Annotated in this window: 14 protein-coding genes; 12 read left to right on the forward strand and 2 right to left on the reverse strand. The window is 64.8% G+C overall.

Going from position 1 to position 14,636, the window contains the following annotated elements; translation table 11 throughout:
* Positions 1–194: 194 nt before the first annotated feature.
* The 6 genes from J7E80_RS11210 to J7E80_RS11235 all read left to right on the forward strand — a co-directional run bounded on the left by J7E80_RS11210 (position 195) and on the right by J7E80_RS11235 (position 7,298).
* On the forward strand, positions 195–1,052 hold the full coding sequence (locus J7E80_RS11210) for a hypothetical protein (protein ID WP_215051549.1): 858 nt from the start codon (positions 195–197) through the stop codon (positions 1,050–1,052).
* Between the two features lie 279 nt (positions 1,053–1,331).
* On the forward strand, positions 1,332–2,354 hold the full coding sequence (locus tag J7E80_RS11215; protein WP_251036742.1) for a LacI family DNA-binding transcriptional regulator: 1,023 nt from the start codon (positions 1,332–1,334) through the stop codon (positions 2,352–2,354).
* 188 nt (positions 2,355–2,542) lie between these two features.
* Entirely contained in the window at positions 2,543–3,838 is a 1,296-nt protein-coding gene (locus J7E80_RS11220; protein WP_215051551.1) for an extracellular solute-binding protein, read from the forward strand.
* Between the two features lie 83 nt (positions 3,839–3,921).
* Entirely contained in the window at positions 3,922–4,887 is a 966-nt protein-coding gene (locus tag J7E80_RS11225; protein WP_215051553.1) for a carbohydrate ABC transporter permease, read from the forward strand.
* Position 4,888: 1 nt separating this feature from the next.
* The gene (locus J7E80_RS11230) at positions 4,889–5,767 is read left to right on the forward strand and encodes a carbohydrate ABC transporter permease (protein ID WP_215051555.1); all 879 of its coding nucleotides are present in this window, start codon (positions 4,889–4,891) and stop codon (positions 5,765–5,767) included.
* A gap of 34 nt (positions 5,768–5,801) precedes the next feature.
* Complete coding sequence (locus J7E80_RS11235; protein ID WP_215051557.1) at positions 5,802–7,298, forward strand: glycoside hydrolase family 32 protein; 1,497 nt, start codon at positions 5,802–5,804, stop codon at positions 7,296–7,298.
* Between the two features lie 88 nt (positions 7,299–7,386).
* On the opposite strand, the gene J7E80_RS11240 is transcribed toward J7E80_RS11235, so the two are convergent.
* Both J7E80_RS11240 and J7E80_RS11245 read right to left on the reverse strand, forming a co-directional pair.
* Positions 7,387–7,980 carry a DUF5655 domain-containing protein gene (locus tag J7E80_RS11240; RefSeq protein ID WP_251036743.1) on the reverse strand — a complete coding sequence of 198 codons (594 nt, stop codon included), beginning with the start codon at positions 7,978–7,980 and terminating at the stop codon, positions 7,387–7,389.
* A gap of 59 nt (positions 7,981–8,039) precedes the next feature.
* A complete protein-coding gene (locus tag J7E80_RS11245; RefSeq protein ID WP_215051558.1) occupies positions 8,040–8,558 on the reverse strand; it encodes a hypothetical protein in 519 nt (172 codons plus the stop codon).
* A 185-nt stretch (positions 8,559–8,743) separates the two neighbouring features.
* Here J7E80_RS11245 and J7E80_RS11250 point away from each other — a divergent pair, with 185 nt between their 5' ends.
* The 6 genes from J7E80_RS11250 to J7E80_RS11275 all read left to right on the forward strand — a co-directional run bounded on the left by J7E80_RS11250 (position 8,744) and on the right by J7E80_RS11275 (position 14,231).
* The gene (locus J7E80_RS11250; protein WP_215051560.1) at positions 8,744–9,244 is read left to right on the forward strand and encodes a sigma-70 family RNA polymerase sigma factor; all 501 of its coding nucleotides are present in this window, start codon (positions 8,744–8,746) and stop codon (positions 9,242–9,244) included.
* Entirely contained in the window at positions 9,241–9,915 is a 675-nt protein-coding gene (locus J7E80_RS11255; protein ID WP_215051562.1) for a zf-HC2 domain-containing protein, read from the forward strand. The genes J7E80_RS11250 and J7E80_RS11255 overlap by 4 nt, the downstream gene beginning before the upstream one ends.
* 68 nt (positions 9,916–9,983) lie before the next feature.
* Positions 9,984–10,607 carry a TetR/AcrR family transcriptional regulator gene (locus J7E80_RS11260; RefSeq protein WP_215051563.1) on the forward strand — a complete coding sequence of 208 codons (624 nt, stop codon included), beginning with the start codon at positions 9,984–9,986 and terminating at the stop codon, positions 10,605–10,607.
* A gap of 328 nt (positions 10,608–10,935) precedes the next feature.
* Positions 10,936–11,097, forward strand: coding sequence for a hypothetical protein (locus J7E80_RS11265; RefSeq protein WP_215051565.1), 162 nt, complete (start codon positions 10,936–10,938; stop codon positions 11,095–11,097).
* Positions 11,094–12,590, forward strand: a complete 1,497-nt coding sequence (locus tag J7E80_RS11270; RefSeq protein ID WP_215051567.1) for an aldehyde dehydrogenase family protein — start codon at positions 11,094–11,096, stop codon at positions 12,588–12,590. The genes J7E80_RS11265 and J7E80_RS11270 overlap by 4 nt, the downstream gene beginning before the upstream one ends.
* Positions 12,591–14,231, forward strand: coding sequence for a GMC family oxidoreductase (locus J7E80_RS11275; protein WP_215051568.1), 1,641 nt, complete (start codon positions 12,591–12,593; stop codon positions 14,229–14,231). It abuts the gene before it with no gap.
* Positions 14,232–14,636: the final 405 nt, after the last annotated feature.

Consider the following 14,636-nt stretch of genomic DNA (forward strand, 5'->3'; position numbering starts at 1 on the left):
GTAGGGCATTTGGAGCGCACGACGGCGGGAGGTCGCCCTCAGGGTGGCCTCCCGCCGTCGTGCTGCTCTACTGCGGCGTGCCCGGTCCGCCGGGATTTCGCCTCACGTTCACCTCCTCCCAACCTGCGGGCCGACGGCGGCGGGTACGTTGAGACTGTCCTGAGCACAATCAGCCTCTGCAGTAAGGATTCCCCATGATGTCCAACGAGTACCCTGTCGTTTTGACCGTTGAAGGCGCCGCCGCCGGCAACGAGGAGGTTGTTGATTCAAACGTCTCGGTGGTGAACGCGATGTACCAGGAGCTGCTCGACTCCCAGGAAATAGCCCCCAACGCCCTGCGCAGTTACTTCGTGGACTTCTATCTCACCCAGTCGCTCGGCGGCGGCTTCGCGCAGTACATCTTCACCGCACCGGAGCGGGAAGAACTGGACGCCTATGTCCGCGAAGGCCTTGAAGCCATGGGTGCGACCGCCCACCTCGAGCTGTTCAACCGCACCGTGGACACCTTCGATTCCCTCTCTGAGGAGGAAGCCGAAGTCTATCTGGAGGGCGAATGGGACGCAGAGGCCGACGGTGAACTTCCGCAGGCCGTCCAGGCCATGGAAGACCTCGACGCAGAGTTCGAATCGCTCCTTGAAGCCGAAGACGCGACCGGCCTCAACGCGGCCTGGCTCCGCGGCCAGGAAGGCCTGCTGATCCTGACTGAGGATGAGCTCGCCGTCCACATTTCCCAGCGCGTGGCCCAGATCCCGAACCTTGAGGAACGCCGGTTCGAAGCCGAGCAGGAAGCCCTCGAAAACGCGCCGGAGTTCGAGATCATCATCCGCGAACTGTGCGACATCGCTGGCCAATCGCTGCAGAAAATCACCATGGGAGACCCCAATTACGACCACAACGGTGAGACCGTCCTGGCCTGGCATTTCAGGACGGACGAGGGCAACTTCCTCATGATCGAGGATGACGACGAGGCCTTCATGCTCGATCCGGAAACCAAGGAAATCGTGGCGGCTCTGGAGTTCGAGGACGCGGACGAGTCCCTGCTGGACGCGTAGCAGCCGGCGCCGCCGTCGGCCGCCGCCGGCTGCCCGCCGCCGTCGGCCTTCCCCCACCCGCCGCCGCCCGCCGCGCCCGCCACCCGCCGCCTGCCGTTTCGACGGTTCCCTGCCGGCTCGACGCTTCGCAGCATCGAGTGGGCACGGAACCGTCGAAACGGCGGGCGAGCCCGGGGGCCTACCTTCGCTGAGATGCGCAGGCCCTTCCTGTTGACACTTGCAAAACGTTTTGTGTACTCTGGATCACACAAATACAAAACGTTTTGCAAAGGACAGTCGATGGCGACGAAGGTTGGAATACGCGAGGTGGCGAAAGCCGCCGGGGTCTCAGTGACCACCGTTTCGCACGCGCTCAACGACGCCACCAGCTTCCGGGTCAAGGCGGAAACCCAACAGCTCGTCCGGGATGTTGCCAAGGACCTTGGCTATGCTCCCAACCGGCTCGCCAGCGGACTGCGTAACCAGCGGTCCCAGATCCTCGGGCTCGTCAGCGATGAAATCACTACCACCCCATTCGCGGGCGCCATGATCCGCGGAGCCCAGGACGCCGCCTATCAGCGCGGCTATGTGGTGATGGTGGTGAACTCGGGCCTGGACAGCGAGCTGGAAACCCGCGAAATCAGCATGCTTCAGCAGCACCAGGTGGACGGCGTGGTCTACGCCAGGATGTACCACCAGAACGCCCGGCTTCCCACGGAACTGGCGGGACTTCCCACCGTTCTGTTGGATGCCGTCACTGATGATGGTGCCATTTCCTCGGTTGTCCCGGATGAGGTAGGCGCGGCCGAGACAGCTGTTGATGCTCTTATTCGGGCCGGTCACACCCGGATCGGGATGATCAACAATGTGGACGACATCCCCGCTACGCACGGCCGGCGAACGGGCTTCCTTAACGCTCTGCGACGGCACGGCCTGGAGCACGACCCCCGCCACTTCGTCATCGCAACAGCGCACACTCAGGGAGGCCGTGAGGCTGCGCTGGACCTTCTCGCCCAGCCTGACCGTCCCACCGCCCTGTTCTGCTTCAGCGACAGGGTGGCCATGGGCGCCTACCAAGCGGCCATGGCACTCGGGCTGCGCATTCCGGAGGACGTCTCGATCGTGGGGATCGACAATCTGGAAATCATCGCGGACGCCCTCTGGCCCGGGCTCACCACGGTCGCCCTTCCCCACTACGACATGGGGCGCTGGGCCGTTGACCGCATCCTGGACGACATCGAGAATCCAGGGACGCCGGCAGTCCAGACGCAGCTGGCGTGCCCTTTGATTGAACGGGGGTCGGTGGGCCCGCCACCGGCTTAAGCCGCAGTCTGCCCGGGTAGCGAGGCCGGTGACCCGCCCGGGCAGCACACCACCAACACACACACCAACCACCAGTTCCGCCACCCGGGATCCGCGCATAAAAAGGGACGCAGCCGTTGCACCGGCCGCGCCCCTGCCGGACCCGGGGCAATCATCCACGCACAAATTCAGCAGAAGGATTGACCATCATGAACAAGCGATTCACTCGGATCCTGGCCACCAGCATAGCCGCGGCGGCACTCATGGGCACCCTGGGCGCCTGCGGCAAGGGCAGCTCATCGGCCACGACCGAAGGCTCCAAAGAGATCACCATGTGGACCCACGCCGCCGGAAACCCGGCGGAACTGGCGGCGACCCAGTCGATCGTGGACTCTTATAACAAGAGCAGCGGCGCCAAGGCGCAGATCAAGGTGCAGGCTTTCCCGCAGGAGTCCTACAACGATTCCGTCGTTGGGGCCGCGTCAGCCGGGAAACTTCCCTGCATCGTGGACATTGACGGGCCCAACGTCCCCAACTGGGCCTGGGCGCAGTACCTGACGCCACTGAAGCTATCCGTGGACCTTTCCAAGAACCTGCCCAGCACCGTTGCCAAGTGGCAGGGCGAGACCTATGCGGTTGGGTACGGCGACGTCGCTTTGTCCATGTTTGCCCGCAAATCTGATCTCGCTGCGGCGGGCGTCCGGGTCGCCACCGTTGAGAAGCCATGGACGAAGGACGAGTTCCAGGACGCGCTGACCAAGCTCAAGGCCCTAGGCAAGTGGGAATACCCCCTGGACATGGGCACGGCGGGCGCCGGTGAGTGGCTGCCTTACGCCTACTCGCCGTTTCTGCAGTCCTTCGGCGGAGACCTGATCAACCGCAAGGATTACCAGTCGGCTGACGGAGCCCTGAATGGTGACAAGGCCGTCGAATGGGCGAAGTGGTTCCGCGGTCTGGCGGACCAGGGCTTCATGGCCAAGAAGAGCGGCAAGGACTCCACCCAGGACTTCCTGAACAACAAGAGCGGCATCCTATACACCGGTTCCTGGGCAGGGGACAAGGCCCGCAAGGCACTCGGCAAGGACCTCGCCGTCATGCCCACGGTGGACCTTGGCAACGGTCCCAAGATCGGCGGAGCTTCCTGGCAGTGGGGCGTGACCAGCGGCTGCAACAATACGGAGGCCGCCATGGACTACCTGTCCTATTCCCTGAAGCCGGAAAACGTGGCTGCCGTCATCAAGGCAACGGGAGGCATCCCCGCCACTGATGAAGCCGCGGCCCTGATTCCCGCGTTCGCCGAGGGTGGTGCCAACCGTATCTTCATGGAGTTCTCCCGCGAGTACGCGGTGTTGCGTCCGGAGACGCCCGCCTACCCCTTCATCGCCACGGAATACGGCAAGGCCGTCCAGGACATCCTGGCCGGGGCCGACCCCAAGACCGTCCTGGACAAGGCGGTCAAGGCGATTGACGCCAACATCAAGTCCAACGGCGGCTACAAGAGCTAGCCGGCTGCCCAACGGAGGACGACGGCGGTACTCAACTGCCGCCGTCGTCCTCCCGCCGGCACTGACTGTCAACGGAGACTCCCATGACAACCACCCAGCTTCCCACCCCGCGCCATGCCGCAGCCCCCGGGCCGGTGGCACCGGTCCCTTCCGTCGCCCCGCACCGCCGCCGCCCAGGTTATCTGCGCGAACAGGTCAGCGGCTGGGGGATGATCGCGCCGGCCGCGGTCCTCCTCCTCGCATTCGTGTTCCTTCCCGCGATCCTTGGCTTCGGCCTCGCATTCACCAACGCCCGCCTGATTTCGCCGCGGCCCGTGGAGTTCGTCGGCACGGACAACTTTGCACGGCTCTTCACCGATCCCACGTTCTGGCGCGCGCTGCTGAACGTTAGCTACTTCGCCGTCGTGGTGGTGCCGGTCCAGTCCTGCCTCGCCCTGGCCATGGCGCTGCTGATCAACAAGAAGTTCCGCGGGGTGAACTTCTTCCGCACTATCTACTTCCTTCCCGTGGTGACGTCCATGGTGGTGGTGTCCCTGCTGTGGCTGTTCATGTACCGCAAGGACGGCCTGATCAATGAGATTCTTTCCACGGTGAGCTTCGGCCTGATCGAGGGCGCCGACTGGCTCAACGATCCCGCCACCGCCATGCCGGCCATCATCGCGCTGTCCATCTGGCAGGCCGCCGGCTTCCACATGATCATCTGGCTCGCCGGCCTGCAGAGCATCTCCGGCGAACTGTACGAGGCGGCACAACTTGACGGCGCGAGCCGCTGGCACCGGTTCCGCTACGTGACCTGGCCGGGGCTCAAGCACACCCGCAGCCTGGTCCTGGTGACCATCACCATCCAGGCACTCGGGCTCTTCGACCAGGTCAGCGTCATGACCCAGGGCGGACCGCTCGATTCCACCACCACCATCATCTACGAGGCCGTGCGGTCCGGATTCAAGCAGCAGGAAACCTCCTACGCCTCGGCCATCTCGCTCGTATTCTTCGTCCTCGTGCTGCTGATCTCCGCGGTGCAGCGCTACCTGACCCGAGAGAAGGACTGACGTGAAAAACGCAATTCGCCTCAGCAGTGCAGGCGCCATGGCAGTGCGGATCCTGTTCGCCGCCGTCGCCGCCTTCCCCATCGTGTTCATGCTGGTGTCGTCGCTCAAGCCGGACCAGCAGATCTTCGGTGACATGTCCTCGGTGGCCGCGTTCCTGCCGATTGGCAACATCTCGCTGGACAACTACGCCGCGGTGTTCGACCGGGTCCCCGCCGCCCGATTCCTGATCAACTCCATCGGCGTTTCCGCCATCACGGTGGTGCTCGGCATCTTCATCAACAGCCTCTGCGCCTTCGCCCTGTCCCGCATGCAGGTCCGCGGCAAGCGTCTGGTCTTCACGGCCATCCTCGCCACCCTGATCGTCCCCTTCCAGACGCTGGCGCTGCCGCTGGTGTGGTGGGTGAACCAGCTCCCGTACTTTGAGCTCAACGGCTTCAGCCTCGAGATCTCGAAAGGCTGGCTGGACACATACCAGGTCCAGATCATCCCGTTCATTGCCAACGCTTTCTCCATTTACCTCTACCACCAGTACTTCGAGTCCATCCCGAAGGAACTGGACGAGGCCGCGAGGATCGACGGCGCGGGCTGGTTCAAGATCTACCGCCAAGTGGTCATGCCGCTCGCCGGGCCGGCCACCGCCACCGTGGCGATCCTGACCTTCCTGCCCGCCTGGAACTCCTACCTCTGGCCGCTCATGGTGGTCCAGTCGGAGGAGCTGCGCCCGGTGATGATCGGCATCCAGTACTTCTTCCAGCTGAACGTTTCCTGGGGCGAGGTGATGGCCTACGCCTCCCTCATCACGGTTCCCGTGGTGGTGCTGTTCATCGCCTTCCAGCGCTCGTTCATCAACAGCATCGCCTCCAGCGGCGTCAAAGGCTGACCGGCTTTTCCTAGTTCGAAAGACAAATACCTCCATGAACCCAACAGCCGAACTCGGCTGCCGGTACCGGCCCGTATGGCACTACGCCGCGGAGCGCAACTGGCTCAACGACCCCAACGGACTCGTGTACTCCAACGGCGTCTACCACCTCTTCTACCAGCACAACCCCTACGGCGACGTCTGGGGCAACATGTCCTGGGGCCACGCCACCTCTGCTGACCTGCTGACCTGGGACGAGCAGCCCGTCGCCATTCCCTGCGACGAGCAGGAAGCCATCTTCTCCGGCTCGGCCGTGGTGGACATCCATAACACCAGCGGGTTTGGCGTCGGGGGAGTTCCCCCGCTCGTGGCCATCTACACCAGCGCCTACGCGCCTGGCTCACCCCTTGCCGGGCGGCAGGCCCAGTCGCTTGCCTACAGCACGGACGATGGCGCCACCTGGGCCAAGTATGCGGGGAACCCGGTGCTGGACCGGGCGTCCGCGGACTTCCGTGACCCCAAGGTCTTTTGGTACGACGGCGAGTCCGGCAGTTACTGGGTGATGGTCGCCGTTGAGGCACTCGACCACGAGGTGGTCCTGTACAAGTCCGCCGACCTCAAGGCCTGGGAGTACCTGAGCACCTTCGGTCCTGCGAATGCCACCGGCGGGGTCTGGGAATGCCCGGACCTGTTCGAACTGCCCGTGGATGGCGACCCTTCAAACACCCGGTGGATCCTCGTGGTGAATCTCAGCCCCGGCGGCATCGCCGGCGGTTCCGGCGGCCAATACTTCATCGGAACGTTCGACGGCGTGGCGTTCCGTTCCGACACGACCGTCACCGAGGGCCTGCAGTCCGATGACAGCCGAATGGCCGACTACGGCTGGCTCGACTGGGGCCGGGACTACTACGCGGCTGTCTCCTTCAGCAACGCCCCCGACGGTCGGCGGCTCATGATCGGCTGGATGAACAACTGGCAGTACGCAGCGTCCACGCCTTCGGAGGGCTGGCGCAGCGCGATGTCGTTGGTCCGGGAGGTCCGGCTGGTCTCCCGCGGCGGGCGTCCGGTGCTCGTGCAGGAGGCTGTGGATCCCGTTGAGTCCCACGGACGGGAGCTGTGTGCGCTGGGCCGCCGGACGCTGGCCGACGGCGTTACCTGGCTGCCGGCGGAATCCTCCGGCGATGTGCTCCGGATCGATGCCGAGTTTGAGCCCGGCGCCGGCGGAAGGATCGGCCTCGTGCTGGGCTCCGGCGGGGAACATGCCGTGGTGGCCTACGACTCCGTCATCGGAGAACTCACTCTGGACCGGACGGCGTCAGGCAACGTCGACTTCCACGAGACGTTCGCGTCGGTTGAGCGGGTGGCCGTTCGGCTGGAGGACGGCCGGCTTAAGGTGCGGGTTTTCGTGGACCGCTGCTCGGTGGAGGTCTTCGCCCAGGGCGGCATGGCGACCATCACGGATCTGGTGTTCCCCCGGGACCCAAGCACCGCCGTCGGGCTCCTGGCAGAAGGCGACGGCGGCATCCTCGTGAGCCTCACGGTGACCGGCTGAGCCTCGGGCCGTCCGCCGTTTCGACGGTTCCCTGCCGGCTCGACGCTTCGCAGCATCGACTGTGCACGGAACCGTCGAAACGGACCGGTTAGCTGTTCTGCTCCAGGGCCGTCTCCAAGAGGCCCAGGAGCTCTTGATCCACCTGCTCGACGGCGGTGAGCCGGACTTTGCGGTCGAAGAAGTCGCCGCCGCGGACGCGCGCTGGTTCGAGACGTCCCCCAATGGGCATCTCGATCCGCAGCGTCACGTCCACGGCCGTCTTGCCGGCGCGTGTCACCTGGGCGAACTTGCGCCGCCGGCTGTGCAGCGAGACGTAGCCTTTGCGCATCTGTATTTCCACGCCCTCGATGGCTGCGGCCCAGGCCAGGAGGGCGTCAGCTATGGGCCGCAGGTGCGGGTGGCCGTCGTACTGGCCATCGATAAGTTCGTCGGCGTCGCGCAGCATGAACTCGGGATAGCCGAACATTTCCCAGGACACGGCATATTGGGCGTACCCCGTGATGCCATGCTCGCCGCGCATCCAGTCCCGCAGTTCGGCGTCGTTCTTGAGTCCAGCGGCCCGCCCCTGTTCGGCCCACCAGCTGACGCCGTGGCCGGACTTCCTGAGCAGCAGCGCCTGGTTGCTGTCCACCATGGTCTGCCAGGTCTTGGCAGCAGATCTCAGGTCAGGTGTGTTCGCCATGCTCCGATGGTAGTGCCGGCGCCCGGCTGGCGGACGCCGGCGTCTCCAGTTGCAGTGCCCTACTTGATCATCTTTCCGTCGGGTGCCACGAGGTACCAGACGTTGCCGACGCCCTGACCGGTGACATCACCGGGAGCCTTGTCCTTCTCCCAGAGATAGACCGGCATTCCTTCGACGGTCACCTGCTTCTTGCCGTCGGGTGTGTCAATGGTTCCGACCTTTCCGGTAACTCCCTCAACCTTGGGAGTCTCGTTGGTCGTGAGTACCGGCGGCCAGGCCACGAGGCAGTCCCCGGTGCAGTTGCTCTTGCCGGAATCCTTGACGTCCTTGGTGAAGTAATAGACGCTCATGCCCTTGCCGTCCACCACAATCTCGCCTTTGCTCGACGACGCGGTCTTGAGGTCCACCGTGGCGGATTCTGTGGCCGTCGCGGTGCCGGTTTCGGTGGCAGTTGGCGATTCCGCCGCTGTGGTTGTTGGTGCAGCCGGGGAGGGCGACGTGCCGGTTCCGCCGCCACAAGCGGTCAGCGACGCGGCAAGGGCCAAAACTGCAAGGCCAACGCTCAATTGCTTGTTCATGTGCTGCTCCTTAGCTCAGGCCGGCAACTGGGATCCGGCGCTATTTGAGATGACGCACAAAGGTGAAGAATGGTTCAAGGATTCGCTGACGGACCTGATGAACTTCTTGGGGGCCGTCTGCGTCATACATGCCAGGAAGGCCGGTTCAAAAGGCCGGCGGATCGAGTCACAGCCGGGAGGTCCTGGTGCCGCTTGACGAAGATGTGGTTGCTGCCATCTACCGGGAGCACGGCTCGGCGTTGCGCCGGTTCATCATCAGTGCCTCGCACGACCCCCAGCTCGCAGACGACATCGTCCAGGAAACGGTGTTGCGTGTTTGGCAGCAGGCGCCGACCATAACCGGCAGCATGCGCAGCTACCTGTTCCGGACAGCCCGGAACATCCTGATCGACAACTACAGGAAATCCCAGCGCCGCCCGCAGGAGGCCGAAGAGCGTGATGTTGCAGATCCGGCGGAGGCCACAGGCAAGGTCGACGAGCTGCTGACCAAGGTGCTGATGGAAGAGGCCCTGCTGCGGTTGAGCATGGAACACCGGGATGTGCTGGTGGCATTGCACTACCGGCGCTTCACGGTGAGTGAGGCCGCCGTCCAGCTGAACATACCGAGCGGCACGGTGAAATCCAGGGCCTTCTACGCGGTGAGGGCCTTGCGGACAATTCTTGATGAAATGGGTGTGGAACGGTGAACGGCAAGGAACTCCATGAGTTGCTGGGGGCATACCTGCTGGGAGGCCTCGACGACGCAGACAAGGCGCGCTTCGAGGAACATGTCAGGCAGTGCACAATATGTCGGGATGAGCTGGCGGACCTGGAGACCCTGCCGGGCCTCCTGAATGCGGTGCCGGTGCCCGATGCCGTGGCGCTTGCTGTCCCCGCGGCCCGCGCACCACACCTTGGCGAACCGGCGCTCACCGTACCGCAGCCTCTTTTTGACGAGCTGGCGGCCCGCCGTCGTCATTCCCGACGGCGGTTGACCGCCCTTGTCGGGACTGTGGCCGCGGCATGCCTGGCACTGGGGTTCGCTGCGGCACCCCTTCTTGACCCGGCCAACAAGCCTGATGCCAGCTACTCGGTCCAAGCCGACACGGGTATCCAGGTCACGGTGGGAATGGTCAAGAAGAACTGGGGCACCGAGCTGGCCGTGGACGGAAAGAGCCTCCCGAACAAGGGAACGCTGTCACTGTGGGTCAAGGACCGTGCGGGAGCGGAGGACCGCGCCTGCGCCTGGATGGCGACGCCCAGCGGAAGAGTGAGGGTGACCAGCGCGACTCCGCTGCAGTACGCGAACATTGCCAGCGTCGAGCTTCGGAACGATCAGCACCAGACAATTGCGGTCATCGCCGTGCCGGGTGGTTAATGGCCCGCGACCTTCCTTTGCTTGGTTAGCGAGATGCACTCATCCGGGTTTCGCAATAGTCTGGCTGGGTGGATACAGGCACCGTGAACTCCGGCGAACAGGTTGATAGGCAGTCGCGCATTCTCGAAGCGGCGCTGGAACTGCTGTCCCGCCACGGCATCTCAGGTGTCAATATGCGCGCCGTGGCGCGCGAAGCCGGCGTCGCACTAGGGCTCGTGAACTACTACTACGAAGACAAGTCGAGCTTGATCCGTGCGGCCCTGCACCGAATCGACGAACACGACCTTATGCTTGTCGAGCCCGATCCGGCCTCGCCCCCGGACGAACAGCTCCGCAAGGCCCTCCGGCGCGTTGCGAACCCGGAACTCCTGACCACGCGGTATCTGTCCCTGCGTCTCCACCTTTGGGCTCTCGCGCAGGCCCATGAAGACTTTGCTCTAATTAATGCGGCGGCGTTCGAGCGGTATCTCGATGGGCTGGCGGCGCTGATAGGCAATGCCAAACCCGAGCTTTCCCGCGATGAGTGCAGGGAGCGAGCAGCCGACGTCGTCGTCGTGCAAAACGGCATGTGGCTAACAGCGCTCCTTGGCGTAGACAAGGCATCCATCCAGAGAAGCATCGCCCGCACGGAGCAGATCGCCTTCGCCGCTTCCCAGGAAAACGGGCACGGCCTGGGCGCCAGGTCCCACTAGTCCCAAACTCCCTTCATACCACTCCATCCGTCGGCAGCCCGGCTGTGTACGTTCCTGAACATTTGTTCAAGCAAAAGTCTTGAACACTTGTTCAACATGGACTAATCTGCATCGTATGACCCACGACACACCAGTCCACCTCCCGCCTCGGGTAAGTCGAGTCGGACGGCCCGGCGCCTGTGCTTCTTGGGGGCATTGCGCCGGGCTTGCTGCCGCTGGGAATGCTCCCGGTCGGCGGGAAGTACTAGCGGATAGGGGTGTCCCCGCTCGCGGGCAGCCATAACTGCAGCCTCATGGCTGCTGCTGCACGGGCGAAGTCAGTGCCGTCATGCCGGACCACTACGAGGTGTACCTGAAGTTCCTGCACCAGCACCGTGACGCCCCGCCCTGCATCATGGTCGCCGAAAACGTCCCGTCCAAGGCGGACTGGGAGACCGACTACAAGACGGTTGACGAGCCCGTCGCCGTACTACTAAAGGAAACACCATGACCGATACCGCATCCACCCTGTTCATCAACGGCTCGTGGGAGCCGGCCGCGTCCGGCGCGGTGCGCAAAATCCGCAACCCAGCCGACGGCGAACTCGTCGCCACGGTGTCCGAGGCCGGTCGGGAAGATGCCGAGCGCGCCATCGCTGCGGCCCGTGCGGCCTTCGACACCGGCGTCTGGACCTCGGTCCCGGCACCCGAGCGCGGCGCCTTCCTGCTCAAGGTCGCCGCGGAACTGCGCGAACGCCGCGAGAAATTCGCCCGCGCCGAGTCGCTGGACACCGGGAAACGGATCACCGAAAGCCGGATTGACGTAGACGACATCGCCGCCTGCTTCGATTATTTCGGAAGACTCGCCGGGCAGCAGTCGGGCCGCGTGGTCGACGCCGGGGACCCCACCGTCGTTAGCAAGATCGTCTACGAGCCGGTGGGTGTCTGCGGCTTGATTACGCCGTGGAACTACCCCCTGCTCCAAGCCGCGTGGAAGATCGCGCCCGCGCTGGCCGCTGGCTGCACCTTCGTGCTCAAGCCCTCCGAGCTGACCCCGTCCACCGCCATCCTGGCCATGCAGCTGCTGCAGGACCTGGGCCTACCGGACGGCGTCGCCAACCTCGTGACCGGCCCCGGCGCGGAGGCGGGCGCACCGCTCTCGGAACATCCCGCCGTCGACCTGGTCTCCTTTACCGGCGGGTTGGAGACCGGCAAGCGCATTGCCGCGGCCGCCGCCGGCACAGTGAAGAAGGCGGCGCTGGAGCTCGGCGGCAAGAACCCCAACGTGGTGTTCGCCGACGCGGACTTCGACGCCGCTGTCGACAATGCGCTGAACGGGGCGTTTGTTCATTCCGGGCAGGTCTGCTCCGCGGGGGCACGGCTGGTGGTCGAGGAATCGATCGCCGAGCGCTTCGTCGACGAGCTGGTCCGACGCGCGCAGGGCATCTGTCTCGGCGGCCCGTTCGAAGAGGCTGCCGAAACCGGGCCGCTGATTTCCGCGGCACACCGGGACAAGGTCCACGCCTACGTCCAGCGCGGTGTGGAGGAGGGTGCGCGGCTGCGGTGCGGCGGCGCCGCTCCTGAAGGGGAGAAGTACGACGCCGGTTTCTACTACCAGCCAACCGTCCTGGACCGCGTGCGCAAGGGAATGTCCGTCGTCGTGGATGAAGCCTTCGGCCCGGTGGTGACCGTCGAGACCTTCCGCACTGAGGATGAAGCAGTGGCGACCGCCAACGACACTATCTACGGGCTGGCCGGGGCGGTCTGGACGCAGGACGCCGGCAAGGCGCAGCGCGTGGCCGGCCGGCTGCGGCACGGCACCGTCTGGATCAACGACTACCATCCCTACCTCCCGCAGGCCGAGTGGGGCGGCTTCGGCCAGTCCGGCGTCGGCCGCGAGCTCGGCCCAACCGGACTGGCCGAATACCAGGAAGCCAAGCACATCTACCAGAACACCAGCCCACAGGTAACGGGCTGGTTCGCTGACCACGGCAAGGAGAACTAGATGCACACCGATAACGTCGAGAACCTCAACGACCGAGAATTCGACTACATCATCATCGGCGGCGGATCCGCCGGATCCGCAGTCGCCGCCCGGCTGAGCGAAGACCCGGCCCTGTCCGTGGCGCTCGTGGAGGCCGGACCGGATGACCGCGGCGTACCAGAGATCCTGCAGCTCGACCGCTGGATGGAGCTGCTGGAATCCGGCTACGACTGGGACTACCCGGTCGAACCGCAGGAGAATGGCAACTCCTTCATGCGACACGCCCGTGCCAAGGTCATGGGTGGCTGCTCAAGCCACAACTCCTGCATCGCCTTCTGGGCCCCGCGCGAAGACCTGGACGAGTGGGAGTCCAAGTACGGCGCGACCGGCTGGAACGCTGAGACCGCCTGGCCCCTGTACCAGCGGCTGGAGACCAACGAGGACGCCGGCCCGGACGCGCCGCACCACGGCGACTCAGGCCCGGTGCATCTTATGAACGTGCCCCCGGCGGATCCCGCCGGCGTCGCGCTCCTCGATGCCTGCGAACAGGCAGGCATTCCACGCGCGAAGTTCAACACCGGCACCACCGTGATCAATGGCGCTAACTTTTTCCAGATCAACCGCCGCGCGGACGGCACCCGTTCCTCCAGCTCGGTCTCCTACATCCACCCGATAATCGAGCGCGAGAACTTCACGCTGCTGACCGGCCTGCGCGCCCGCCAACTGGTGTTCGACGCGGACAAGCGCTGCACCGGCGTCGACGTCGTGGACTCGGCGTTCGGCCGGACCCACCGGCTCTCCGCGCGGTGCGAGGTCGTGCTGTCCACCGGCGCCATCGACTCGCCCAAGCTGCTCATGCTCTCCGGCATCGGCCCCGCCGCGCACCTCGCCGGGCACGGCATCGAGGTCCTGGTCGACTCCCCCGGCGTCGGCGAACACCTGCAGGACCACCCCGAAGGCGTCGTGCAGTTCGAGGCCAGGCAGCCGATGGTGCAGACTTCGACGCAGTGGTGGGAGATCGGTATCTTCACCCCCACCGAGAAAGGCCTGGACCGCCCGGACCTGATGATGCACTACGGCTCCGTCCCGTTCGACATGAACACCCTGCGGTACGGCTACCCGACCACCGAGAACGGCTTCAGCCTCACTCCAAACGTCACGCACGCCCGCTCCCGCGGCACTGTCCGCCTGCGCAGCCGGGACTTCCGCGACAAGCCCGCGGTCGACCCGCGATACTTCACTGATCCAGAGGGTCACGACATGCGCGTCATGGTCGCGGGTATCCGCAAGGCTCGTGAAATTGCCGCCCAGCCTGCCATGGCCGAATGGGCCGGCCGAGAGCTCTCGCCCGGCGTCGAGGCGCAGACCGACGAGGAACTGCAGGACTACATCCGCAAGACGCACAACACCGTTTACCACCCCGTCGGCAGCGTCCGCATGGGGCCAGCGGACGACGACATGTCGCCGCTCGACCCCGAACTGAGGGTCAAGGGCGTCACGGGCCTGCGCGTCGCCGATGCCTCTGTCATGCCTGAGCACGTGACGGTCAACCCCAACATCACCGTCATGATGATCGGGGAGCGCTGCGCGGACCTCATCCGCGCCAGCCGAACCGGCGAAACAACGTCGGCGGAGGCGGAACTCAGCGCGTCCCTCGCCTGACCGGCAGCCCGCCCACGGCGGGATCCGTCGCTGGTCAGGCGAACCCGGTGGAGGGTGCATCATGGCCCCCTCCACCGGCGTTCCCATATCAATCATTTGAGCAGTTAGGCCCTGTGGTAGACGCGCCCGGGGAGTTAGTGGTGCACGCTTCTCCCTAGGCTTCATAGGTTAGCCAACGCTGTTTCGGGTGATGTCACGGGCGCGCGGGGATGGTGCTCCGGCGGCATTATTCTTGAACATTTGTTCATTTACAAGTCTTGAACACCTGTTCAAGGTAAAGTAATCTGCATCATATGACCCAAGCCACACCTAACGGAGTTCGCGCGAAAGCGCTTCGCGGCCGATGCCCGGTTCCTGGCCCCGAGTACCGTGAGGCCAGGCACTGGCAGAACATCGAGCCCGTAC

Origin of the sequence: Arthrobacter sp. ISL-28 (assembly GCF_018613875.1) — a bacterium.
Lineage (GTDB): Bacteria > Actinomycetota > Actinomycetes > Actinomycetales > Micrococcaceae > Arthrobacter.